At 71.7% G+C, this 21937-nt stretch carries 19 protein-coding genes and 1 tRNA gene; 10 read left to right on the plus strand and 10 right to left on the minus strand.

The genetic code is table 11. From position 1 onward, the window contains the following. The first annotated feature begins 54 nt into the window (after positions 1-54). The 4 genes from nuoL to EV378_RS20865 are packed head-to-tail and all read left to right on the plus strand — an operon-like array spanning position 55 to position 6220. Positions 55-1950, plus strand: a complete 1896-nt coding sequence (gene nuoL, locus EV378_RS20850; RefSeq protein ID WP_243653938.1) for an NADH-quinone oxidoreductase subunit L — start codon at positions 55-57, stop codon at positions 1948-1950. Beyond that, entirely contained in the window at positions 1947-3593 is a 1647-nt protein-coding gene (locus tag EV378_RS20855; RefSeq protein WP_243653680.1) for an NADH-quinone oxidoreductase subunit M, read from the plus strand. Before nuoL ends, EV378_RS20855 begins: the two co-directional genes overlap by 4 nt. Continuing rightward, positions 3590-5200, plus strand: a complete 1611-nt coding sequence (gene nuoN, locus EV378_RS20860) for an NADH-quinone oxidoreductase subunit NuoN (protein ID WP_132428855.1) — start codon at positions 3590-3592, stop codon at positions 5198-5200. The genes EV378_RS20855 and nuoN overlap by 4 nt, the downstream gene beginning before the upstream one ends. Before the next feature lie 42 nt (positions 5201-5242). Next, positions 5243-6220: a polyprenyl synthetase family protein gene (locus EV378_RS20865; protein ID WP_132432473.1), complete on the plus strand. Its 978-nt coding sequence runs from the start codon at positions 5243-5245 to the stop codon at positions 6218-6220. Here the strand turns inward: EV378_RS20865 and rarD are convergent. Next, positions 6196-7113: an EamA family transporter RarD gene (gene rarD / locus EV378_RS20870; protein WP_132428857.1), complete on the minus strand. Its 918-nt coding sequence runs from the start codon at positions 7111-7113 to the stop codon at positions 6196-6198. The two genes, EV378_RS20865 and rarD, sit on opposite strands and share 25 nt — an antisense overlap. A 942-nt stretch (positions 7114-8055) precedes the next feature. On the opposite strand from rarD, the gene EV378_RS20875 reads away from it, so the two are divergent. Next, entirely contained in the window at positions 8056-8424 is a 369-nt protein-coding gene (locus tag EV378_RS20875) for a sunset domain-containing protein (protein WP_132428859.1), read from the plus strand. A 151-nt stretch (positions 8425-8575) separates the two neighbouring features. Beyond that, positions 8576-9997 carry a sunset domain-containing protein gene (locus EV378_RS20880; protein WP_132428861.1) on the plus strand — a complete coding sequence of 474 codons (1422 nt, stop codon included), beginning with the start codon at positions 8576-8578 and terminating at the stop codon, positions 9995-9997. Positions 9998-10057: 60 nt separating this feature from the next. On the opposite strand, the gene EV378_RS20885 is transcribed toward EV378_RS20880, so the two are convergent. The 3 genes from EV378_RS20885 to EV378_RS20895 form a co-directional block, all read right to left on the minus strand. After that, the gene (locus tag EV378_RS20885) at positions 10058-11128 is read right to left on the minus strand and encodes a 2-oxoacid:ferredoxin oxidoreductase subunit beta (RefSeq protein WP_132428863.1); all 1071 of its coding nucleotides are present in this window, start codon (positions 11126-11128) and stop codon (positions 10058-10060) included. Beyond that, the gene (locus tag EV378_RS20890; RefSeq protein ID WP_132428865.1) at positions 11125-13062 is read right to left on the minus strand and encodes a 2-oxoacid:acceptor oxidoreductase subunit alpha; all 1938 of its coding nucleotides are present in this window, start codon (positions 13060-13062) and stop codon (positions 11125-11127) included. The genes EV378_RS20885 and EV378_RS20890 overlap by 4 nt, the downstream gene beginning before the upstream one ends. 136 nt (positions 13063-13198) lie before the next feature. Further along, positions 13199-13957 carry an enoyl-CoA hydratase gene (locus EV378_RS20895; protein ID WP_132428867.1) on the minus strand — a complete coding sequence of 253 codons (759 nt, stop codon included), beginning with the start codon at positions 13955-13957 and terminating at the stop codon, positions 13199-13201. A gap of 161 nt (positions 13958-14118) precedes the next feature. Here EV378_RS20895 and htpX point away from each other — a divergent pair, with 161 nt between their 5' ends. Next, on the plus strand, positions 14119-14979 hold the full coding sequence (htpX, locus tag EV378_RS20900) for a zinc metalloprotease HtpX (protein WP_132428869.1): 861 nt from the start codon (positions 14119-14121) through the stop codon (positions 14977-14979). An 18-nt stretch (positions 14980-14997) separates the two neighbouring features. Here the strand turns inward: htpX and EV378_RS20905 are convergent, their stop codons facing one another. Next, positions 14998-15432, minus strand: coding sequence for a BLUF domain-containing protein (locus EV378_RS20905; protein ID WP_132428871.1), 435 nt, complete (start codon positions 15430-15432; stop codon positions 14998-15000). A 202-nt stretch (positions 15433-15634) separates the two neighbouring features. Here EV378_RS20905 and EV378_RS20910 point away from each other — a divergent pair, with 202 nt between their 5' ends. After that, positions 15635-16021 carry a hypothetical protein gene (locus EV378_RS20910; RefSeq protein ID WP_132428873.1) on the plus strand — a complete coding sequence of 129 codons (387 nt, stop codon included), beginning with the start codon at positions 15635-15637 and terminating at the stop codon, positions 16019-16021. A gap of 326 nt (positions 16022-16347) precedes the next feature. Here EV378_RS20910 and EV378_RS20915 read toward each other — a convergent pair whose 3' ends face one another. Next, a complete protein-coding gene (locus tag EV378_RS20915) occupies positions 16348-17919 on the minus strand; it encodes an FAD-dependent monooxygenase (RefSeq protein ID WP_132428875.1) in 1572 nt (523 codons plus the stop codon). A gap of 709 nt (positions 17920-18628) precedes the next feature. Then, entirely contained in the window at positions 18629-19120 is a 492-nt protein-coding gene (locus EV378_RS20920; RefSeq protein ID WP_132428877.1) for a YajQ family cyclic di-GMP-binding protein, read from the minus strand. An 89-nt stretch (positions 19121-19209) separates the two neighbouring features. Between EV378_RS20920 and EV378_RS20925 the strand changes: the two genes are divergently transcribed. After that, positions 19210-19291, plus strand: a tRNA-Tyr gene (locus EV378_RS20925). Between the two features lie 111 nt (positions 19292-19402). Here the strand turns inward: EV378_RS20925 and EV378_RS36410 are convergent. The 3 genes from EV378_RS36410 to EV378_RS20935 all read right to left on the minus strand — a co-directional run bounded on the left by EV378_RS36410 (position 19403) and on the right by EV378_RS20935 (position 21169). Continuing rightward, positions 19403-19621: a site-specific integrase gene (locus EV378_RS36410; protein WP_243653681.1), complete on the minus strand. Its 219-nt coding sequence runs from the start codon at positions 19619-19621 to the stop codon at positions 19403-19405. A 323-nt stretch (positions 19622-19944) separates the two neighbouring features. Continuing rightward, complete coding sequence (locus EV378_RS36415) at positions 19945-20190, minus strand: hypothetical protein (protein ID WP_165922408.1); 246 nt, start codon at positions 20188-20190, stop codon at positions 19945-19947. A 538-nt stretch (positions 20191-20728) separates the two neighbouring features. Then, positions 20729-21169, minus strand: coding sequence for an ester cyclase (locus tag EV378_RS20935; RefSeq protein WP_132428879.1), 441 nt, complete (start codon positions 21167-21169; stop codon positions 20729-20731). Between the two features lie 528 nt (positions 21170-21697). On the opposite strand from EV378_RS20935, the gene EV378_RS20940 reads away from it, so the two are divergent. Further along, the gene (locus EV378_RS20940; protein WP_132428881.1) at positions 21698-21925 is read left to right on the plus strand and encodes a hypothetical protein; all 228 of its coding nucleotides are present in this window, start codon (positions 21698-21700) and stop codon (positions 21923-21925) included. Positions 21926-21937: the final 12 nt, after the last annotated feature.

Raw genomic sequence — 21937 nt, forward strand, 5'->3', positions numbered from 1 at the left:
CCCGCCGCTCTCGCGCAGGCGCAGGAAGTCGCCCCCGCTTCCGGGACCGCCTCGCTGGCCTGGCTGCTCGTCGCGCTCCCCGCGGCGGGCGCGCTCGTGCTGTTCGTCGCCGGCCGCAGGGCCGACCGCTGGGGCCACTGGCTGGGCGTCGCGACGGTCGTCGCGGCGTTCGTCATCGGCCTGCTGATCTTCCTGGAGACCACCGGGCTCGACCCGGAGCAGCGCACCCGCGAGCTCTCGCTCTACGAGTGGATGGGCTCCGGCGCGCTGAACGTCGACTTCGGACTCCGGCTGGACCCGCTGTCGCTGACGTTCGTGCTGCTGATCACCGGCGTCGGCTCGCTGATCCACCTGTACTCGGTCGGGTACATGTCGCACGACGCGGGACGGCGGCGGTTCTTCGCGCAGCTGAACCTGTTCGTCGCCGCGATGCTGATCCTGGTCCTGGGCAACAACTTCGTGATGCTCTACCTGGGCTGGGAGGGCGTCGGTCTCGCGTCGTTCCTGCTGATCGGCTTCTACCAGGACCGCCCGTCCGCGGCGACCGCCGCGAAGAAGGCGTTCCTGATGAACCGCGTCGGCGACGTCGGGCTCGCGATCGCGATCTTCCTGATCTGGCTGGAGCTGGGCACCGTCCAGTACACCGACGTGTTCGCGCGGATCGGCGAGGTCCCGTCCGGCACCGTCCTGGCGATCACGATCCTGCTGCTGCTCGGCGCCTGCGGTAAGTCCGGCCAGTTCCCGCTGCAGGCGTGGCTCCCGGACGCGATGGAGGGCCCGACCCCGGTCTCGGCGCTGATCCACGCGGCGACGATGGTGACGGCGGGCGTCTACCTGATCGCCCGCGCGAACCCGATCTACAACCTGACCGAGACCGGACGCCTCGTCGTCGCACTCATCGGCGTGATCACGCTGATGATCGGCGCGATCATCGGCTGCGCGTACGACGACATCAAGAAGGTGCTCGCGTACTCGACGGTCAGCCAGATCGGCTACATGATCCTGGCCGTCGGGCTCGGGCCGGTCGGCTACGCGCTCGGCATCTTCCACCTGCTGACGCACGGCTTCTTCAAGGCCGGGCTGTTCCTCGGTGCCGGGTCGGTCATGCACGCCATGAACGACGACGTGAACATGCGCAACTTCGGCGGTCTCTGGCGGAAGATGCCGGTCACGTTCGTCACGTTCGGCCTCGGCTACCTGGCCCTGATCGGCTTCCCGTTCCTGTCCGGCTACTTCTCCAAGGACGCGATCATCGAGGCCGCGTTCGCCCAGGACGGCTGGCGGGGCTGGGTGTTCGGCGGGCTGGCCGCGCTGGCCGCAGGGCTCACCGCGTTCTACATGACGCGCCTGGTGCTCATGACGTTCTTCGGGAAGGCGCGCTGGGAGGGCCGCGAGGGTCCGGACGGGCACGAGTACCACCCGCACGAGTCGCCCGCGACGATGACCGTCCCGATGATCATCCTGGCGCTCGGTTCGATCGGCGCGGGCGCGATCCTGTCGCCGCTGCTGCCGGAGTGGCTGGCCCCGACGCTCGGCGAGCTGCAGGAGTCCGAGGGCGGCGCGCTGCCGCACGCGGTCGTGCCGTGGCTGGTGATCGCACTGTCCGCGCTCGGCGTGATCGTCGCCTACCTCGTCGTGGGCAGGCGCGAGACGCCGGTCGAGCGGCCGGAGCCGGTGTCGCTGCCGGTCCGCGCGGCCCGCCGTGACCTGTACGCGAACGCGATCAACGAGGCGCTCATCGAGCGTCCCGGGATCTGGCTGACCCGGATCCTGGTGTTCTTCGACAACCGCGGCGTGGACGGCGCGGTGAACGGTCTGGCCGCCGGATTCGGCGGCGGCTCCGGGCGTCTGAGACGACTGCAGACCGGGTTCGTCCGGTCCTATGCCCTGTCCATGCTCGGCGGTGGGGTCCTCATCGTCGCGGCCATGCTGGCGGTGAGGTTCGCGTGAACACCGGAATCGTTCCGGACTCCGGGGGCAACCCGCTCCTGCTGATCCTGTTCCTGGTGCCCGTCGTGGGCGCGCTCGTGCTGGTGGGGCTGCGCTCCAACCCCGGCGCCGCCAAGGCGACGGCGATGGGCTTCGCCCTGCTCCAGCTCGTCGGCGCGATCGTCGCGTGGGCGAGCTACTCGACGGCGGCCGCGGAAGCGGGCACCCGGTTCCAGCTCGAGTTCTCCGTGCCGTGGATCCCCACGTTCGGCACGCACATCGCGTTCGGTGTGGACGGCATCGCCCTGGTGATGATCGTGCTCACCGCGGTGCTGGTGCCGGTCCTGATGCTCTACGCGTGGTCCGAGAAGCTGCCGGAGGGGCGCACCGTCGGCGGCTACCTGGCGCTGCTGCTGAGTGCGCAGGCCACGCTCGTCGGGGTGTTCGCCGCGACCGACGTGTTCCTGTTCTACGTCTTCTTCGAGGCGATGCTCATCCCGATGTACTTCCTGATCGGACGCTTCGGCGGGGCCCGGCGGCAGTACGCGGCGGTGAAGTTCTTCCTCTACTCGCTGCTCGGCGGCCTGATCATGCTGGCGTCGCTGATCGGGCTGTACGTGAACAGCCTCGATGCGATCGGCCGTGGCACGTTCACCTGGGCCGAGCTGCAGCAGATCGCGGCGAGCACGTCGACGTCGACCCAGATCTGGCTGTTCCTCGGGTTCTTCGTGGCGTTCGCGATCAAGGCGCCGCTGTTCCCGTTCCACACCTGGTTGCCGGACGCCGGCGCCGAGGCCCCGATCGTCGGAGCCGTGCTGCTGGTCGGCGTGCTGGACAAGGTCGGTACCTACGGCTTCCTGCGGTACTGCCTGCCGCTGTTCCCGGAGGCCAGCAAGGTCCTCGCGCCGCTGGTGCTGACGCTCGCGGTGATCGGCATCATCTATGCCGCGCTGCTGGCCGTCGGGCAGTCGGACATGAGCCGGCTCGTCGCCTACACGTCGGTGGCGCACTTCGGCTTCATCGCGCTGGGGATCTTCTCGTTCTCCAGCCAGGCGTTCGCCGGCGCGACGCTCTACATGGTCAACCACGGTCTCTCGACCGGGATGCTGTTCGTGATGGTGGGCATGCTGATCGCCCGCGGCGGCTCCCGGCGGATCGCCGACTACGGTGGCGTCGCGAAGGTCGCCCCGCTGATGGCGGGCTGCCTGCTCGTCGCGGGGCTCTCGTCGCTGGCGCTGCCCGGCACGAACTCGTTCGTCAGCGAGTTCCTGGTGCTGGTCGGGTCGTTCCCGAACGCGCCGGTGTTCACGATCATCGCGACGGTCGGGATCATCTTCGCCGCGCTGTACGTGCTCTGGTTCTACCAGCGCACGATGCAGGGCCCGCTGCGCGGCGACGCCGTGCTGGGCGCGCTGGAGCGCGGCGGCGCGGGCGGTCCGGGCGCGATGGTCGACCCGGGTGTGGCCGCGACAACGACCGGTGGCTCCGGCTTCCCGGACCTGTCCCGGCGTGAGATCGGTGTGCTCACCCCGCTGATCGTCCTGATCCTGGTGCTCGGGTTCGTCCCGGGCCCGGTGCTCGACGTGATCAACCCGTCGGTGGCGGCGACGATGCAGGAGGTCGGGCTGCCCGACCCGGTGTCCGTGGGAGGGACCGCCCGATGATCGTCACGGATGTTGTTCTCGCGCAGGAGCAGATCCCGCCGCCCGCGGTCGACGGCGTCGCCGTCGCACCGCTGCTGGTGATCCTCGGCGGTGCCTGCATCGCGGTGCTGATCGAGGCGTTCCTGCCCCGCCACCAGCGGTGGCCGGTGCAGGTCGTCTGGACCGCGCTGGTGCTCGTCGTCGCGCTGGTGTCGCTCGGCGCCTACGCGCTCGGCTCGCCCACACCGGTGATCACGCTCGGCGAGACGCTGTCGGTCGACCCGCCGACGCTGTTCCTGTGGGGCACGCTGCTGCTGCTCGCGATCCCGAGCCTGCTGATGATCGCGGACCGCTCGGTGGAGCCGGGTGGGGCGTTCATCCCGTCGGCGGCGGAGCGCGCGCTCGCCCGTTCCGGCGGCTCCGGTGGCGGCGGCTCGTCGGAGCACGTCGACCGGTCGTACGGGCCGCCCGGCGACGCGCCGACGATGCAGACCGAGGTCTTCCCGTTCGCGCTGTTCGCGCTCGGCGGCATGATGGCGTTCGTCGCGGCGAACGACCTGCTGACGATGTTCATCGCACTCGAGGTGCTGTCGCTGCCGCTGTACCTGATGTGCGGGCTCGCCCGCCGTCGCCGGCTGCTCTCCCAGGAGGCGGCCGTCAAGTACTTCCTGCTGGGCGCGTTCGGCTCGGCGTTCTTCCTCTACGGCGTGGCGCTGCTGTACGGCTACGCGGGCTCGGTGCGGCTGTCCGCGATCGCGAACGCGTCCGCCGGCTCCGCCGTGTCCGACACGCTGCTGTTCGCGGGGCTCGCGCTGCTGCTGATCGGCCTGCTGTTCAAGGGGTCCGTCGCCCCGTTCCACACGTGGACGCCGGACGTCTACCAGGGCGCCCCGACGCCGGTGACGGCGTTCATGGCGGCGTGCACGAAGGTCGCCGCGTTCGGCGCGATCGCCCGCGTGCTGTACGTCGCGTTCGGCGCCACCCGGTGGGAGTGGCGCGGCGTGCTGTGGGCCGTCGCGATCATCTCGATGGCCGTCGGCGCCGTGCTCGGTCTGACCCAGACCGACGTGAAGCGCATGATCGCGTACTCGTCGATCGCGCACGCCGGCTTCCTGCTGCTCGGCACGATGGCGATCACCCAGCAGGGCACCGCTGGCACGATGTTCTACCTGCTGGCCTACGGGTTCACCACGCTCGCCGTGTTCGGCGTGATCTCCCTGGTGCGCAACGCCGACGGCGAGGCGAGCCACCTGTCCCAGTGGGCCGGGCTGGCGAAGCGCTCACCACTCGTCGCGGGCGTGATGACGTTCCTGCTCCTCGCGCTCGCCGGCATCCCGCTCACCAGCGGTTTCACCGCGAAGTTCGCGGTCTTCTCGGCCGCGCTGGCGGACGGGATGGCTCCGCTGGTGGTGATCGCGTTGGTGGCCAGCGCCGTCGCCGCGTTCTTCTACCTGCGCGTGATCGTGATGATGTACTTCAGCGAGCCGGCGGCCGACGGCCCGACGGTCGTCGTGCCGGGTGCCTTCACGACGATGGCGATCACGCTCGGTGTCCTCGTGACGCTCCTGCTCGGGATCCTGCCCACACCTGCGCTGCAGTGGGCTTCCGGCGGGGCGTTCGGCGGCTGACGTTCGTACCCTGTGGGGGTGGAGACACAGAGCGTCGCCGGGATGCAGCTGGCCGACCCGGCGCTGGCCGAGGCCGTCGAGGACGGTCTGAAGCGCGTCGAGGACCTGTTGCACCGGGAGGTGCAGGGCGAGTACCAGTTCGTCACCGAGACCGCCCTGCACCTGATCGACGCGGGCGGCAAGCGGTTCCGGCCGCTGTTCACGCTGATCGCGGCGCACGTGGGCCCGCACCCGGAACGCGACGACGTGATCACCTCGGCGGCCGTCGTCGAGCTCATCCACCTCGCGACGCTCTACCACGACGACGTGATGGACGCGGCCACGATGCGCCGGGGCGCGCAGAGCGCGAACTCTCGGTGGGACAACTCGGTCGCGATCCTGACCGGCGACTTCCTGTTCGCGCACGCGTCGCGGCTGGTCGCCGAGCTGGGGCCGGACGCCGTGCGGATCGTCGCGGAGACGTTCGCCGAGCTCGTCACCGGGCAGATGCGCGAGACGAGGGGACCGAAGGAGTCGGTCGACCCGGTCGAGCACTACCTGCAGGTGATCGACGAGAAGACCGGCTGCCTGATCGCGACGTCCGGACGCTACGGCGGGATGTTCTCCGGTGCGGCACCCGAGCACGTCGAGGCGCTGCACCGCTTCGGCGACGTCATCGGCAGCGCGTTCCAGATCTCCGACGACATCATCGACATCGCCTCGCCGTCCGACGACTCCGGCAAGACACCCGGCACCGACCTGCGCGAGGGCGTGCACACGCTGCCGATGCTCTACGCGCTGCGCGACGCGGGTCCCGACGACATGCGGCTGCGGGACCTGCTGTCCCGCCCCCTCGACGACGACGGCGAGGTGGAGGAGGCGCTGACCCTCCTGCGGTCCGGTGAGGGGCTGACGCGGGCGCGGGAGACCGTGGCGGGATACGCCGAGCGTGCCCGGCACGAGCTGGACGCACTGCCGCCGTGCCCGGCCGTGGACGCCCTGCGCACGCTCGTCGACTACACCGTGGACCGCACCGGCTGAACCGGTGCGCGCCGCCGTGCCCGTCGCACGATGTCGACGGTGAACACGGTCAGCGCGAGCCAGACCAGCACGAACCCGATCCAGCGGCTCGTCGGCATCTGCTCGCCGACGACGAGCACGCCCCACAGGAACTGCAGCGTCGGGTTCAGATACATCAGGACGCCGAGCGTGGCGAGCGGGATCCGCCGCGCCGCCGCGCCGTAGAGCAGCAGCGGCAGGGCCGTGACCGGGGCGGCGGCCAGCATCAGCAGCGTGTGCCACGGTCCGAGGCCGACGAACGTTCCGGAGCCGCTCAGCTGGTAGGCCAGCACGACCGCGGCCGCGATCGGCGCCAGCACGATGCCCTCTCCGGTGAGGCTCGCCGTCGCCGGGAGCGGGATCGTCTTCTTGATCAACCCGTAGATCCCGAACGTCACGGCCAGCACCAGGCTCAGCCAGGGTGCCGCGCCCGCCCCGACCGCGATCACCACGATCGCCGCCGTGGCCAGCGCCAGCGCGACCCAGGGCGCCGGGCCGACCTTCTCGCGCAGCACGAGCACCGCCAGCAGCACGCTGACCAGCGGCGTCATGTAGTAGCCGAGCGCGGCCTCCACGACGTGCCCGATCGACACGGAGTAGATGAACACGCCCCAGTTGACGGCGATGAACACGGCCGCCGCCGCGACGTTCAGCCAGCCGCGGAGCCCGAGCGTGCGCAGGTCCCGCCAGCCCCTCAGCACGGTCAGGACGACCGACATGAGCACGGCCGTCCACAGGATGCGGTGGGCGAGCACTTCCGGCGGAGACGCGGGCGACAGGAGGGCCCAGAACGCCGGGAACAGCCCCCACACCGCGTACGCACCGACCCCGAGCGCGACGCCACGGCGGTCGAGGGAATCGTCGTCGACCCTCACCCGCTCATCAGAGCACCTGTGCGTCGCACGCGATCCGTGATATCAACCACCGGGGTCCGGGTAGCCGGGCAGAACGAGGGGACCGACCCGATGTCGAGCTTGTCGTGGCTGCTCATCGCCGTTGCAGTGATCGTCGTGATCGCGGTCGTGGCACTGGTGGTCCGCTCGCGGTCCCGCCGTTCCACGGTGGGGTCCGACGGCGACACGGCCGTCGATGCCGTCCCGGAGTCGTCGACGACCGGTGCTCCGGTGCCGTCAGCGGGGGAGGAGCAGGCCATCGCCCGGCCGCGCCGGTACCGGCCCGGTGATCCGCTCCCGGAGGATTCGGAGGACTCGGAGGACCCGACACCGACCGGCGGCGACGAGGCCGACCTGCTCACGCACGGCTCGGAGCCGCCCGTCGCGGAGCCGCCCGTCGCGGAGCCCGCCTCGGACCCGCTCGCCGTCGACGGACCGTCGGAGCCGTCCGCGCCCGACGGTGCGGCCGCCGGGACCGCCCCCGATCCGCACGGCGACGCGGACCTCGGATTCGGTGCCGGCTCTCCTGCCCCGGCCCCGACTGCTGGGGCGGCGCCGACTGCTGGGGCGGCGCCGACTATCGAGCCGCCGACTGCCGAGCCGCGGCCGACCGACGGCCCGGCGCCGACCGCTGGGCCGGCGCCGACCGCCGAGCCGCCGACTGCCGAGCCGCCGGCTGCCGAGCCGCCGGCTGCCGAGCCGCCGGCTGCCGAGCCGCCGGCTGCCGGGCCGCCGCCCACCGCCGGGCCGCCGCCCACCGCCGGGCCGCCGCCGACCGCCGGGCCGCCGCCGGCTGCCGAGCCGCCGACCACGGCCCCACCCGGCCCGGAGCAGGTCGCACCCGGCCCCGTCTCGGCAGACCCCGCTCCGGAGGCGACGTCCACGCCACCTCGCGGAGCACCTCCGACGAGTCCCGTCCCGAGCATGAAGGTCGCGGACGGCTCCCCGCTGTGGACCGTGTCGGCCGAGGACATGGCCCGGTCGGAACCGGCCAGCGGGCCGGCGATGGCGTCGCTGGACACCGGGCTCATCGGCCCGGCGGGGGTGAGCCCGGGGCAACGGGCCGCCGACGCCGGGGATCCGTACCCGGGCGGCGTGCGGGCACCCGCCGACGGGGCGGAGCCTCCGTCGACACATCCGGTCAAGGTGCACACCGGGTCCGGTCGGTACCACACCACGGAGTCGCCGTACTACGTCCGCACGCGTGCCGACCTGTACTTCGTCGGCGCTCGGGAGGCGGAAGCGGCCGGGTTCGTCGCGTGGAACTCGCGACCCGGCGGCGGCAGCGGCTGAGACCGTCCGGGCAGTCGACGTACCTCCGAACGGCCCACGACCGATGGGCTGTCTCAGAATTGACTCGATCGTGCGGGTCGCCGCGCTTTCGTGATATCAACCACACAGTCCGGCCCGTCCGGGCCGCGGGGGAAATCGGAGGGCCTGTCCGATGTCTGCCTTGTTGTGGCTGGTCGCCATCGTCGCGGTGCTCGCTCTGATCGTCTTGATCATTCGCCTGAACCGATCTCGGCCGCCGGCGGGCGGTGCGGGGAACGCTGCACCGAACGCTCCTGCCGAGACCCCGCCCGACGCCCCGGCGGCCGCCGACGCCCCGACCGGTCCGCCGCCGGCCGACGCCTCCCCGGGCGGGGCGGATGCCGGCACCGCCGACGGCTCCGGGGCGGGGACCGCTGCGGCCGTGGCGGGCGGGGCCGCCGTGCTCGGAGGAGCGGCCGCCGTCGGAGCCGCATCGAGCTCGAACGGAGCCGCGCCCGACGACGCCGACGCGGCGTCGGCCGGCGGCACGTCCCCGGGTTCGGGGGACAGCAGCCTGCTCGGTCCGGCGCCGGGTGGCGCGGGCGAGGCGACCGCGGCGCCGGAGGCCGGATCCGCCGGCGCTGCACCCGCGGCGACGGCGGAGCCGGCACCGGACGCCTCGTCGGGTGCGGGTGGGACGGACAGCCGGTTGCTCGGTCCACCGCCCGGTGGTGCCGGCGAGGCGATCGCCGCGCGCGAGGCAGCCGGGGCATCCGCCGCGGCGCCCGCGTCCACGGCGTCGGCGTCGGCGTCGCCGGACGCGTCGTCGGGCTCGGCCGCGGCGGAGGAGGGACCCGCGGGGAGCCGGTTGCTCGGCCCGCCCCCGGGTGGCGCGGGCGAGGCGATCGCGGCAAGCGACGCCGCTGCCGCGGGTTCCGGGGCGACGCCGACCGACGCGGCCGGCTCGGCGTCGGTGAGCGCCCCGCCCGAGCAGACGGACGCAGGAACCTCCGCCGGTTCCGGGGCCGGGACCGCCGCAGCGGTGGCCGGCGGGGCTGCCGTGGCCGGAGGGGCCGCTGCCGTCGCCGCGACGAGCACGAACGGGGCGTCGACCGATGCTTCGTCCACATCGGACACGGGGCCGACGGGCAGCCGGCTGCTCGGTCCGCCGCCCGGCGGGGCCGGCGAGAAGATCGCAGCCGATGCCGCGGGGGGTGGGTCCGCCGGTGTGGCGGTCGCCGACCCACCGGCGTCGGGAACGGACGGCCCGCCGGAGCCGACGCCGTCGGGCAGCCGGTTGCTCGGTCCGGCACCGGGCGGGGCGGGCGAGAAGATCGCGGCCCGCGACGCCGCCGCGGGCGGTGCGGCCGCTCCGGCCGAGCCCGCGGCCGCGCCGGCAGCGACCGGAGCGGAGGGGCCGCACCCCGGCTCCCTGCACCCCGCGGCCGACGGTTCCGGCGCGCCGATGACGCACCGGGTGAAGGTGCAGGTGGCGACCGGGCGGTACCACACGCCCGACTCGCCGTACTACCTGCGCACCCGCGCCGACCTGTACTTCATCGGGGTCGCGGAGGCGGAGGCGGCCGGGTTCGTCATCTGGACCACCGGTCGCTGACCCGGAACGACCGGCGGCCGGGACCCGATCGGGTCCCGGCCGTCGTCGTGGATCGGGAACTCAGACGATCGTCCAGGTGTCCCGGCCGTTGAGCAGCTTCTGCAGGTCCGGCGTGCCCGCCGCCTCGGAGGCCGCCGTCACCTGGGCGCGGGCGGCGTCGTCGTAGGTGGTCCGCTCGACGTTGCGGAACACACCGGTCACGGTGTGGTTCAGGTCCTGGTCGGACAGACGCGACAGCGCGAACGCGAGCTCGTGGTCCGACGCGTCGTGCACGACGATCCGCGACGGGTCCACCGTGGACGCCTCGACGACCTCGAGGCCGAATCCGCGTGGGACGACGGCCCACGTGCCGAGGCCGTCGTCACCCTCGGGGCCGAAGCGGATCGGCTCGCCGTGGGTGACCGGGACCAGCCGGTTCTCGTTCTCGCCCTTGCGCAGGACGTCGAAGCTGCCGTCGTTGAAGATCGGGCAGTCCTGGAAGATCTCGACGAGCGCGCTGCCACGGTGCTCGGCCGCCGCCTGTAGCACCGACGTCAGGCTCTTACGGTCCGAGTCCAGCGCCCGGCCGACGAACGTGGCCTCTGCGCCGAGCGCCAGCGAGATCGGGTTGAACGGGTGGTCCACCGACCCGAAGGGCGTGGACTTGGTGACCTTGCCCTCCTCGGACGTCGGGGAGTACTGGCCCTTGGTCAGCCCGTAGATCCGGTTGTTGAAGAGCAGGATCTTCAGGTTCACGTTGCGGCGCAGCGCGTGGATCAGGTGGTTGCCGCCGATGGACAGCGCGTCGCCGTCACCGGTGACGACCCACACCGACAGGTCAGGACGCGTGGTGGCCAGCCCGGTCGCGATCGTCGGCGCACGGCCGTGGATCGAGTGCATCCCGTAGGTGTTCAGGTAGTACGGGAAGCGCGAGCTGCAGCCGATGCCGGAGACGAAGACCGTGTTCTCGCGCTTGATCCCCAGCGTCGGCAGGAACTGCCGGACGGCGGCCAGCACGGCGTAGTCGCCGCAGCCGGGGCACCAGCGAACCTCCTGGTCGGAGGTGTAGTCCTTCGCGGTCTGCTTCTCGTCGGTGGTCGGGACCCCGTCGAGTCCGCCGACCCCGGGCAGACCCAGGTCGATGGCGGTCATGCCTGTGCCCCCTCGGGCTCCGTGGTGGACGCCTGGGCGTCCGGGTGCGTGCCGGTCAGGTAGTCCAGGAACACGTCCTGCAGCTCCTCGGCGCCGAACGGCAGCCCGGCGACCTTCGTGTAGCTCTTCACGTCGACCAGGTGCCGCGAGCGCAGCAGCAGCGCCAGCTGCCCGAGGTTCATCTCCGGGCAGAGCACCGTGCGGTAGCTCGCGAGCACGTCACCCAGGTTCGACGGCATCGGGTTCAGGTTGCGGATGTGCGCGGTGGCGATCGAGTGGCCCATGTTGCGGACCCGGCGCGCGGCGGCGTTGATCGGGCCGTACGTGGAGCCCCAGCCGATCACCAGCACGTCGGCCGGGTCGTCGGGGCCGTCCGGGTCGTCGACCGTGAGGTCCGGGACCTCGATGCCGGAGATCTTGGCCTGCCGCAGCCGGACCATCCGGTCGTGGTTGTCCGGGTCGTAGGAGATCGATCCGCGGCCGTCGGCCTTCTCCAGACCGCCGACGCGGTGCTCCAGTCCTGGCGTGCCGGGGATCGCCCACGGGCGGGCCAGCGTGTCCTGGTCACGCAGGTACGGCCAGAACTCCCCGGACCCGTCCGGGGCGTTCGGCTCGGTGGCGAAGCCCGGGTCGATGGTCGGCAGCGACTCCGCGTCCGGGATCTTCCACGGCTCGGAGCCGTTGGCCAGCGCGCCGTCGGAGAGCAGCATGACCGGCGTCCGGTACCGGACGGCGACCGCGGCGGCCTCGACGGCGGCGGAGAAGCAGTCGCCGGGCGTGCACGGCGCGATGATCGGCAGCGGCGCCTCGCCGTTGCGCCCGAACATCGCCTGCAGCAGGTCGGCCTGCTCGGTCTTCGTCGGCAGCCCGGTGGACGGACCCCCGCGCTGGACGTCGACGACGAGCAGCGGCAGCTCGAGCGCCACCGCCAGGCCGACCGTCTCGGCCTTGAGCGCGACGCCGGGACCCGACGTCGTCGTGACGCCGAGTGCGCCGCCGAACGAGGCACCGAGCGCCGCGCCGACGCCGGAGATCTCGTCCTCGGCCTGGAACGTGGTCACGCCGAACGCCTTGTGCTTGGACAGCTCGTGCAGGATGTCCGACGCCGGCGTGATCGGGTACGAGCCGAGGAACACCGACAGCCCGGTCGTCTGCCCGGCCGCGACGAGCCCGTAGGACAGCGCCGTGTTGCCGGTGATCTGCCGGTAGGTACCCGGCTCCAGCCGCGCGGGCGCCACCTCGTAGGTGACCGCGAACGACTCGGTCGTCTCGCCGTAGGCGTGCCCGGCGCGGAACGCCAGGATGTTCGCCTCGGCCAGGTCCGGTCGCTTCGCGAACTTCTCGCGCAGGAACCGCTCGGTCGACTCGCTCGGCCGGTGGTACATCCAGGACAGCAGCCCCAGCGCGAACATGTTCTTCGCGCGCTCCGCGTCCTTCTTGGACAGCCCGGTCTCCTCGAGCGCGCCTCGGGTCAGCGTCGCCATGGCGACCCCGTGCACGTCGTAGGCCTCCAGGGATCCGTCCTCGAGCGGGTTCGCGTCGTACCCGACCTTGGTCAGGTTCCGCTTCGTGAACTCGTCGGTGTTGACGATCAGCACGCCGCCATGGGGCAGGTCGCGGATGTTCGCCTTGAGCGCGGCCGGGTTCATCGCCACGAGCACGTCCGGCCGGTCGCCCGGCGTCAGGATGTCGTAGTTCGCGAAGTGCAGCTGGAACGACGAGACGCCGGGCAGCGTGCCGGCGGGCGCCCGGATCTCGGCCGGGAAGTTCGGCAGCGTCGACAGGTCGTTGCCGAAGTTCGCGGTCTCCGACGTGAAGCGGTCGCCGGTGAGCTGCATGCCGTCGCCCGAGTCACCGGCGAACCGGATCACGACCCGGTCGCGCTGGACCACCTCCCCGTCGTGGCTCTCGACAGAGGTGTCGCTGGTCGTCATCGGCCTCTCAGCCCCCGGTTCCCATCGGCTGTGGTAGTGAGCCTGCTCTGGCCGAGGTTAACTCGCCGTGACGTGCGCTGTCCGTGCACCCTGTGCCACATCACAGCAGGCTCCGGTTATTCATGAGTGATCCCGCTCACTTCTTCGAGATCTTCGCCTGCAGCGCCGCGACGCGTTCGCGGAACGCCTCGGAGTGGACCGACTCGGCCTGCGCGCGCACCTCGATGTCGGTCGCGTCGGACTGGCTGTCCAGGCGCGACGTGACCCGCATCGTCGCCTTGGTCTGCTCGATCAGCTCCCGCGGCGCCGCGGCCGCACGACCGGCCAGCTCGCGGGCGCCGTCGAGCAGTGCCTCGTCGGAGTCGTAGGTGCGCCACACGAGACCGACGCGCTGCGCCTCGGCCGCGTCCAGCACGTCGCAGAAGAGGGTCATGGCGGCCGCGCCCTGCGCGCCGAGGATCCGGTGCGCCATCCACGTGTACCCGCCGCCTGGGTGCAGCCCGAGCTGCATGAACCGGACGTCGAATCTGGCCGTCGGGCCGGCCAGGCGCACGTCGCAGGCCAGCGCGAGGTTGATCCCGGCGCCGACGGCGGCGCCGTTCACGGCGGCCAGCGTGGGCAGCGGGCAGGCCGCGATGGACAGGAATCCGGAGTAGACCTTGCGCAGCGTGGCCGGGTCGGCCTGCTGCAGCTCCCCGAGGTCGCCGCCCGCGCAGAACGCGGGCGCCTCGCCGGTGACGACGATCGCGCCTACCTTCTCGTCCGCCGCGGCGTCCTCGACGGCGGTGACGAGCTTCTGCGACAGCTCCAGGTTCAACGCGTTGCGGCGGGCCGGGTTGGACAGCGTCAGCACGGCGACGCCGTCGGTGACCTCGGTGCGGACCTCGGTGCTCATGGGGTCCGATCCTCCCCTCGTGTCCGTTCCGGTGCATGCGCCGGGTCCCACGGTGCGGAACGTGGCACCGCGAACACGCCGGCGGTCACGGGGGAACGTGGGGTGCGGGCGGATCGTTGACCCGGCGGGAACACGGATTCGGGTGGAAGGACGGCGACGGCGTGCACAGGCACATGAACGGGCTCAAGACGGCCGTGCTCCTCGGCGGGATGAGCGCGGTCGTGCTGCTGATCGGGTCGTTCTTCGGTCGTACCGGTCTGGTCGTCGCGCTGCTGGTCGCGCTGGGCGTGAACGGCTACGCGTACTTCAACTCGGCGAAGCTGGCGCTGCGCTCGATGCACGCCCAGCCGGTCACCGAGGCGCAGTTCCCCGCGCTGCACCGGATCGTCCGGGAGCTGAGCCAGCGTGCGCGCCAGCCGATGCCGGCGCTCTACATCAGCCCGACGGAGGCCCCGAACGCGTTCGCGACCGGGCGCAACCCGCGCAACGCCGCCGTCTGCGTCACGAGCGGCCTGCTGGAGCTGCTCGACGAGCGCGAGCTGCGTGCCGTGATCGGGCACGAGCTGAGCCACGTCTACAACCGGGACATCCTGATCTCGTCGGTGGCCGGCGCGATGGCGGCGGTGATCACGTTCCTGGCCCAGTTCGGGTTCCTGTTCAGCATGTTCGGCGGCGGCGACGAGGAGCGCCCGAACCCGATCGCGATGATCCTGGTGGCGCTGCTCGGGCCGATCGCGGCCGGCGTCGTGCAGATGGCGGTCAGCCGGTCGCGGGAGTACCAGGCCGACGCGTCCGGGGCGGAGCTCACCGGCGACCCGCTGGCGTTGGCGTCGGCCCTGAACAAGCTGAAGTACGGGACGGCGGCCGCGCCGCTCCCGCCGGAGCCCGGCCTGACGGCCCAGTCGCATCTGATGATCGCCAACCCGTTCCGGCCGGGCGAGCGCACGGCGCGCTGGTTCTCCACGCACCCGCCGATCGAGGACCGGATCGCGCGCCTGCAGGAGATGGCCCGTCGCGGCTGACCGGTCCGGGCGCATCGTCTAGGACTGTGCGACGTCGTGCATGTAGTCGAGGACGACGTCCTGGTCGGCGGTGGTCGGATCGGCGGCCTTCCGGGTGATGCCGCCCTTGTCCCGGTTCGTCAGCAACGGGATGTCGGCGCCGCCGTCGTCGGACACCTGGGCCATCGACCACTTGCCGAACGTGCGCTCGTCGAGGCGGCGCTCGTCGACGACGGTGACGTCCTCGTGCCGGTCGTCCTTGGCGATGTGCTCGTAGAGCGCCTGGACGGCCTGCTCGTCGCCCTCCAGCGCCTGGACGAAGTAGTCGCCGCTGAGCAGCAGCGCCCCGGTGATCTGCTGCCGCTTGTTGTTCGACCGGGCGGAGCTGAAGATCTCGCCGAGCACGGCCTTCCGGGTCTCCGCGGGAATCAGGGAGCGGCTCCGGTAGATCAGCCGGAACGTGGTGTCGCTCATACGAGAGGCTCTCCTCGATCAACAGTGATCATGTTCGGATGGCCGTCAGTCTCTGTGATGCAGAACACTGTGGATGTCTCACTTTGCGACCGCCGCTGCCACGTACCCAGTTCTGCCGATGACAGCGGTCGCCTCGCTAACGGCGCCCCCGTGCGAGTGCGATATCCGGAGCAAGAGGTTCCTCCGCGCGAAAGGGCATCCCATGACCCAGACCACGCCCTCCGGCCCTCGCCACGCGCGTTTCGAGGAGCTCGAGCCGCCGACGACCGCGATCCCCACCGTCGTCCCCGGTGAGTTCACCGACGACTCGACGCAGGTGATCCCGGTGATCCCGGTCCAGCGCACGTCGTCCCCCGGCCACGCGCCGGTCCCGCGCGTCTACCCGGTCCCGGACGTGTTCCCGCCGCTGCAGCCGGCCGGGCTGCACCCGGTCGCGACCGTGCCGACGACCCCGAAGGCCCGCCGCCGGATCCTGCCCGCCGTTCTCGCCGGCATGACCGCCCTCCTGCTGGCCGCGGGCGTCGCCGTCGGCGTGACCGGGGCGACGAGCGCCGACCTGACCGGCTCGTCGATCTCGGGTACCCCCTGACCCTCCCGGTGCCGTCCCGGCGTGCCGCGCCCCGTCCCTGAGCGCCGCACTCCTTCCGGCGTGCCGCACCCCTTCCCGAGCCCCGCGCTCCGTCCCGGTGTGTCGCACCCTTCCCCGGCGTGTCGCACCGGCTGCGACCGGTGCGGCACGCCGGTGTGGGGTGCGTCAGGCCGCGGCGCGGCCCTCCGTTCTCAGCCCACCGCACTCCTGTGCGCCGTGCCGCACCTCCTCGCTGAGCGCCGCACCCCTCTCTCGCCGGCGTGCCGCACCCCTCCCCGGCGTGTCGCACCGGCTGCGACGGGTGCGGCACGCCGGTACGGGGTGCGTCAGGCCGTGGCGCGGCTTCCGACGTGCAGGTTGACCTGCAGGTAGTGGTGCAGTAGCCGGTCGTCGGCCGAGTCCGCGACGAGCCCGAGGTACCCGTCCGGACGGATCAGCGCGAGCCCGCCGGAGCCGAGCCCGTACGCGTGCGCCAGGACGCCGTCCGCGTCGACGACACCGACGCCGCGGTCCGCCTCGGTGACGACCGGGACGACGGTCCCGAGCTCGCCCAGCGTCGCCGCGAGCCTGTCGAGGTCGGCTGGTCCGAACACCAGCAGCGTGAACCCTGGCCGGGCCAGGAGCTGCTCGACGGCCACCGACGTGCCAGCCGGATCCGGCGCGTGATCGCCGGCCCGGACGCCCCGTCCATGCTGGACGGACAGGCTGCTGTGCGGGTACGCGACCGTGAGCTCGGCCGTCTTCGTGGCGGCGGCCTCACCGATCCGCCGGACGTGGCCCACGACGAAGAAGGCGAGGTTACGGACGACGGCCTCGGCGCCCGTCGCGGTCCCGATGTTCGTCAGCGTGGTCGTCTGGCGGACGACGTCGGCGCCGACCGGATGCCGCTCGTCGTGGTAGGTGTCGAGCAGGGCGGCGTCTGCCCGGCCCCGCGCCACCAGCGCCAGCTTCCAGGCCAGGTTCGCCGCGTCCTGCATACCGGTGTTCATGCCCTGCGCACCCGCCGGGCTGTGGACGTGCGCGGCGTCGCCGCCCAGCAGGACGCGACCGAAGCGGTACCGCGGTATCTGGGCGTGGTGGATCTCGAAGTACGTCAGCCACCGGGGATCGCTGCAGTTCACCGCGCCGCCCATCCGTGCCTCGGCGAGCGCCTGGATCTGCGCGAGGGTGGGGTCGCCGTCGCCCGGCTCGGCGACCTGGAACAGGACCCGCGCCCTGGTCCCGGCCATCGGGAACAGCATCCCCGGGCCGTCGGGGTGGGTGAACATCCGGATCGTGTCGAGTGACAGGGTGGTCTCGACGTCGACGTCCGCCATCGCGAAGTGCTGCCCGACGAAGCTGCCGTGGAGTGTCGTGCCGACCTGCGCGCGGACGGTGCTGTGCCCGCCGTCGGCGCCGACGACCCAGCCGAACCGCGCTGTCCGTTCCGCGCCGCTCGCGGACCGCAGGGTGACGTCGACGCCGTCGTCGTCCTGGGTCAACGTCGTGAGCGTGACACCGCGTTCGACGACGACGCCGAGCTCGACGGCCCGCTCGGCCAGCGCCGCCTCGGTGTCCGGCTGCGGGAGGTCGAGCATGTACGGGTGGCGGCTCGGTATCTCGCCGAACTCCATCCGGGCGTGAGTTCGTCCGGTCCGGCCGTCGCTGATCTCCAGGCCGGGGATGCGCCGCCCCCGCTCTTCGAGCCGGTCCAGAACGCCGAGCGCGGCGAGCATCTCCATGTTCCGTGCCTGCACCGCGACCGCCCGTGACTCCGTCGTCGGGATCGCGAGCGTCTCGACCACCCGCGGCCGGACGCCGAGCCGAGCCAGCTGGCAGGCGGCCGTCAGGCCGACCGGCCCTGCCCCGACCACCAGCACCTCGTCCGCTCCGCCGTCGCCCATCGCGACTCCCGTCACGCCGGGGTGGCCGCTCCACCCAGCGAGCTCAGGCTGGCACGAGGAGCATCAACTGACCTCCAGCTCGCCGCTCTGTCACCCGTTCAGACGCCCAGGCGCCGTTGGCCGCGGTCGGACGCCTACTCCGGCCAGCTCCCGCACGGGGCCGGAGGCTGCGGCGGGTCCCCTCTCAGCTCCTCGGGCGTCGGCGGCGATCCTCGGGCATCGGCGGCGTGAACACGGCGTGGAACCGCGCGTGATCGTCGGGTCAGCTCGAAGGCCTCGGGAGCCTCGCGCCGCCGGTCCGTCGCTCGCTCGATGCGCTCGGACTTGAGGTGAGTGACGTGTTGCGGCGCGACGTCGGCGCCGGCCGGGTCGGCCATCCCGCAGAGGGCCCACCGCTCCCCGCGTGACCAGCAGCCGAAGCCGAGGATCACCGAGCCGGCCGCTCGCAACACCTGGTGGGCGGCCCAGGCGAACCGGCCCTCCGGGGCGTCACACTTGCCGGCGACCTCGTTCCACCGGACCCCGAACGGCGGCAGCATGCACTCGTCGGTGTCAGCCGCAGAGCACCGTCGGTCTCTCTAGGTCGCGTGCGAGCGTCGTCTTACCGACCCCGGACAGCCAGACCGTGAGATGCAACGTCGGCCTCGGATGCGCGAGGTCACCGTGCCCTCGGTGCCGAGCGGGGCGCCATCGGTTCGCCCGCACCGAGGCGGCGTCCGTGGCGTCAGCGGTAGTTGGTGAACTGCAGTGCGATCCCGAAGTCCTTGCCCTTGAGCAGCGTGATGACGGCCTGGAGGTCGTCCTTCTTCTTGCCGGACACGCGGAGCTGGTCGCCCTGGATCTGAGCCTGGACGCCCTTGAGCTTCTCGTCGCGGATCGTCTTGCTGATCTCCTTGGCCTTGTCCTGCGCGATGCCCTGCAGGATCGTGCCGGTGGCCTTGTAGGCCTTGCCGGACAACGCCGGCTCGCCGACCTCCAGGGCCTTCAGCGAGATGTCACGCTTGATCAGCTTCTCCTTGAAGACCTCGATGCCGGCCTTCAGGCGCTCCTCGGTGTCGGACTCGAACGAGACGGCCTCCTCGCCGGCCCACGAGACGCTCGTGTTCGTCCCGCGGAAGTCGAAGCGCTGTGACAGCTCCTTCGCCGCCTGGTTCAGGGCGTTGTCGACCTCCTGCCGGTCGACCTTGCTCACCACGTCGAACGACGGGTCGGCCATGACTCCTCCTCGGACAGGCCCCCTCGATGGGAGCGCTCGGATCGTGTCGTATCCTCTTCCACGCGCTTCGGTACGCCGATCGCACCCCCGGCAGGTTGCCCGAGCGGCCAAAGGGAGCGGACTGTAAATCCGTCGGCATCGCCTTCGAAGGTTCGAATCCTTCACCTGCCACACCCACCGAGAACGGCCCCCGACCAGCGGAAACGTTGGACGGGGGCCGCTTCTCGTCGGTCCGGCTCTGTTCGACTGAGTCCCCCTGTGTACGGGGATCCGCGGTCGCGATCATGGATGCGGGTCACTCAGCGCCTCCTCGATCCGGCGCCGGGCCGCGTCCTCCTGGCCGACGATGCACGTCGCGTAGACCCGCAGCAGGACGTCCACGCTGTGACCCGCCCAGGCCGCGACCTGAGGCGCCGGGACGCCGCTGTTGAGCCACGTCGAGACCGCCGCGTGCCGCAGGTCGTACGGACGACGGGCGAGCGGGGGACGCCACTTCCTCACCCGACAGCGCCACGTCACGCGCCTTGGCCCACACCCGGCCGTACAGGCTCTCCGACAGGGGACCACCGCGAGCGCCACGGAACAGCCGTCCATCCGGCGTGGTGCCGTGATCGACGAGGTGTGCACGCAGCAGCTCGGTCAGCGCGGGCGGGCACGGCACGACGCGGACCTCCTCGGCGCCCCGGTGCTTGAGCTGGCGGGGCTCGCGGCGCGTTCCGGACTCGCTCCACGACCGACCGGCCGACGGGGCCGACATGCTCAGGTACAACTCGCCCCAGCCCGACGACGGCCGCGACAGCGCGTCGCGTCGTAGATCCACCGCCTCACCCGGACGCGGGGCCGCGTAGTACATGAACCCGAAGAACGCGACCAGCCGCGCGCCGGAGCCGGTTTGCCGAACAGCAGCCAGGAGCGCGCGCCTGCCCCGGGTTGATCACCACGCGCGGGTTGACCGCCTCGGTCAGCTTCGGCGCACGCCACTTCATCGAGCCGATCGGGTTGCCCGACAGGTGGCCCAGCTCGACCGCGTAGTCCACCGCGTTGTGGAAGATCGCCCGCTTGCGGCTCACCGTCAAGAGCGCCGCCTCCGGCGGCGCGGGGCCGGCCAGGCCGGCCCCGTCGCTTCGCTCACTACACCTCCGGCCCGTTCGCGGCGCCGGGTCCGGCTACCCGGCCCCAGCCACGGACAGGGCGCCCAGATCCATGAGCCGATCGGCGACGAGCACCAGGGCGTCGAGCTGCGACCGTACGAAGACGCCAGGACCAACGGAGCGTGACGAGATGCTGCCCCTCGGCCGATGAGTGTCCACGCCGCAGAGACGGCCACCAGGGTGCCTGCGGCGTCGCTATGCGATGGCGCAGGCGCCACCCTGGTCCCCGCCTCTACGACGAGCAGGCGGCCAGGACGAGGGAGCTGCTCGGAGAATGGGGCACCAAGATCCACCTCTGGGCCGTGGAGCATCCGAGAGCGTCGAGAACTCGCCAGCGGACGCGAGGCGGTGTCCGCTGGTCAGCGCGGATGCCCCGCTCCCGCGATGCATGTGGGGAGAGCGGGGCGGACGAGCCGGTCTGTAGGCCGGACAGGGAACAACGACGTGCCCTGTCGCGTCAGCCGGGTTGCTCCATCAGACCGACCTGCATGAGGTATCCAGCCAGATCCCAGTAGTCCCGGTTCTCCACGATCTTCCCGTCGCGGAGTCGCCCGATCGAGATGCCCGGGATCTCGAACTTCTTGCCCGTTGCGGGAAGGCCGCGCTGCGGGTCGGCGCAGTCGTTCGTGCCGGTCAGCGTCCACTCGAACGCGTAGCTGTCGTCGCCGGAGACCGACTGCGGGCCGCCGATGAACCCGTAGTCAGATGAGAACGTAGTAGTCATCTCGTCGGCGAACGCCCGAACCGCCTCTGGGCTCTCGAATCGCTCCCCGAGTGTCATGTCCTGGTACACCACATCGGAGGCCAGATGGGCGTTGATCGCGGCCCCGTCGCGCTCGTTCCATGCATCCAGCCAGCTCTGAACCCAGGTAGGCGTCGATTCCTGCTTAACGCTCATGCTCATAACCCCTCCGACATGATCAGGCACTCCCAAGGCGGGTGCGACTCGACGGTAGGAGGCCGGGACATCGACAACATCTGCCGATCGGAAGAGGACACTTGAATCCCTGGCAACCCAGGGCGCCTTCCACGGGTTGGGGCTGGCCTCCGAGCTGCGTCCGAGTCCGGCTCCGCTCAGGGATCGGATAACAGCCGGGCGAGTGATTTGGTCGCCGCCCGCGCGTAAGGCCTCCTCGACTCGACGACGCACGGGCCGCTTCCTGGCCGACGATGCACGTCGCGTAGACGCGCAACAGGACGTCGACGCTGTACCCGGGCCATGCCGCCACCTGTGAGCGCCGGGACATCGTCGTTGAGCCACGTCAATGCGCCGCCTCCGGCCGGCGCGGGCCGGCTACCCGGCCCAGGCCAACGGAGGACGAGCCGGTTCTCATGAGCCGTCTCGGGCATCCGACGTTCGAGCAGCTCACCCCGATTCAGGCTCGAAGCGGTTGCAGCACCGATGCCGGACCGACACGCTGGGCCGATGTCCGAGACCCCGGACACCATGACTGTCGACGGGCACACATTCCGGGTGACCAGGCGCCCCGGGGTCCTCGGTCAGTACGACTTCGACTGGCTGACCGGTCCCAGCGAGGGTTACGGGTTCACCGCGTCGTCGTGCGGCGGCGAGGCCATGAGCCGAACAGATCTCGAAGAGTCCATCCGCAGCTTCCTCGTCCAGGTCGACCCTGCGACCGGGTACATCGAGTAGCTGCCTCCGGCG

The sequence above is a fragment of the Pseudonocardia endophytica genome, from assembly GCF_004339565.1.
Classification (GTDB): Bacteria; Actinomycetota; Actinomycetes; order Mycobacteriales; family Pseudonocardiaceae; genus Pseudonocardia; species Pseudonocardia endophytica.

Coding starts and splice junctions, on each gene's coding strand:
- EV378_RS20885 (WP_132428863.1), bottom strand. CDS start 11,128: ATGACCGCCATCGACCTGGGTCTGCCCGGGGTCGGCGGACTCGACGGG.
- EV378_RS20880 (WP_132428861.1), top strand. CDS start 8,576: ATGTCTGCCTTGTTGTGGCTGGTCGCCATCGTCGCGGTGCTCGCTCTG.
- EV378_RS20920 (WP_132428877.1), bottom strand. CDS start 19,120: ATGGCCGACCCGTCGTTCGACGTGGTGAGCAAGGTCGACCGGCAGGAG.
- EV378_RS20890 (WP_132428865.1), bottom strand. CDS start 13,062: ATGACGACCAGCGACACCTCTGTCGAGAGCCACGACGGGGAGGTGGTC.
- nuoN (WP_132428855.1), top strand. CDS start 3,590: ATGATCGTCACGGATGTTGTTCTCGCGCAGGAGCAGATCCCGCCGCCC.
- EV378_RS20910 (WP_132428873.1), top strand. CDS start 15,635: ATGACCCAGACCACGCCCTCCGGCCCTCGCCACGCGCGTTTCGAGGAG.
- EV378_RS20875 (WP_132428859.1), top strand. CDS start 8,056: ATGAAGGTCGCGGACGGCTCCCCGCTGTGGACCGTGTCGGCCGAGGAC.
- EV378_RS20895 (WP_132428867.1), bottom strand. CDS start 13,957: ATGAGCACCGAGGTCCGCACCGAGGTCACCGACGGCGTCGCCGTGCTG.
- EV378_RS20935 (WP_132428879.1), bottom strand. CDS start 21,169: ATGAGCGTTAAGCAGGAATCGACGCCTACCTGGGTTCAGAGCTGGCTG.
- EV378_RS20865 (WP_132432473.1), top strand. CDS start 5,243: ATGCAGCTGGCCGACCCGGCGCTGGCCGAGGCCGTCGAGGACGGTCTG.
- EV378_RS20905 (WP_132428871.1), bottom strand. CDS start 15,432: ATGAGCGACACCACGTTCCGGCTGATCTACCGGAGCCGCTCCCTGATT.
- EV378_RS20940 (WP_132428881.1), top strand. CDS start 21,698: ATGTCCGAGACCCCGGACACCATGACTGTCGACGGGCACACATTCCGG.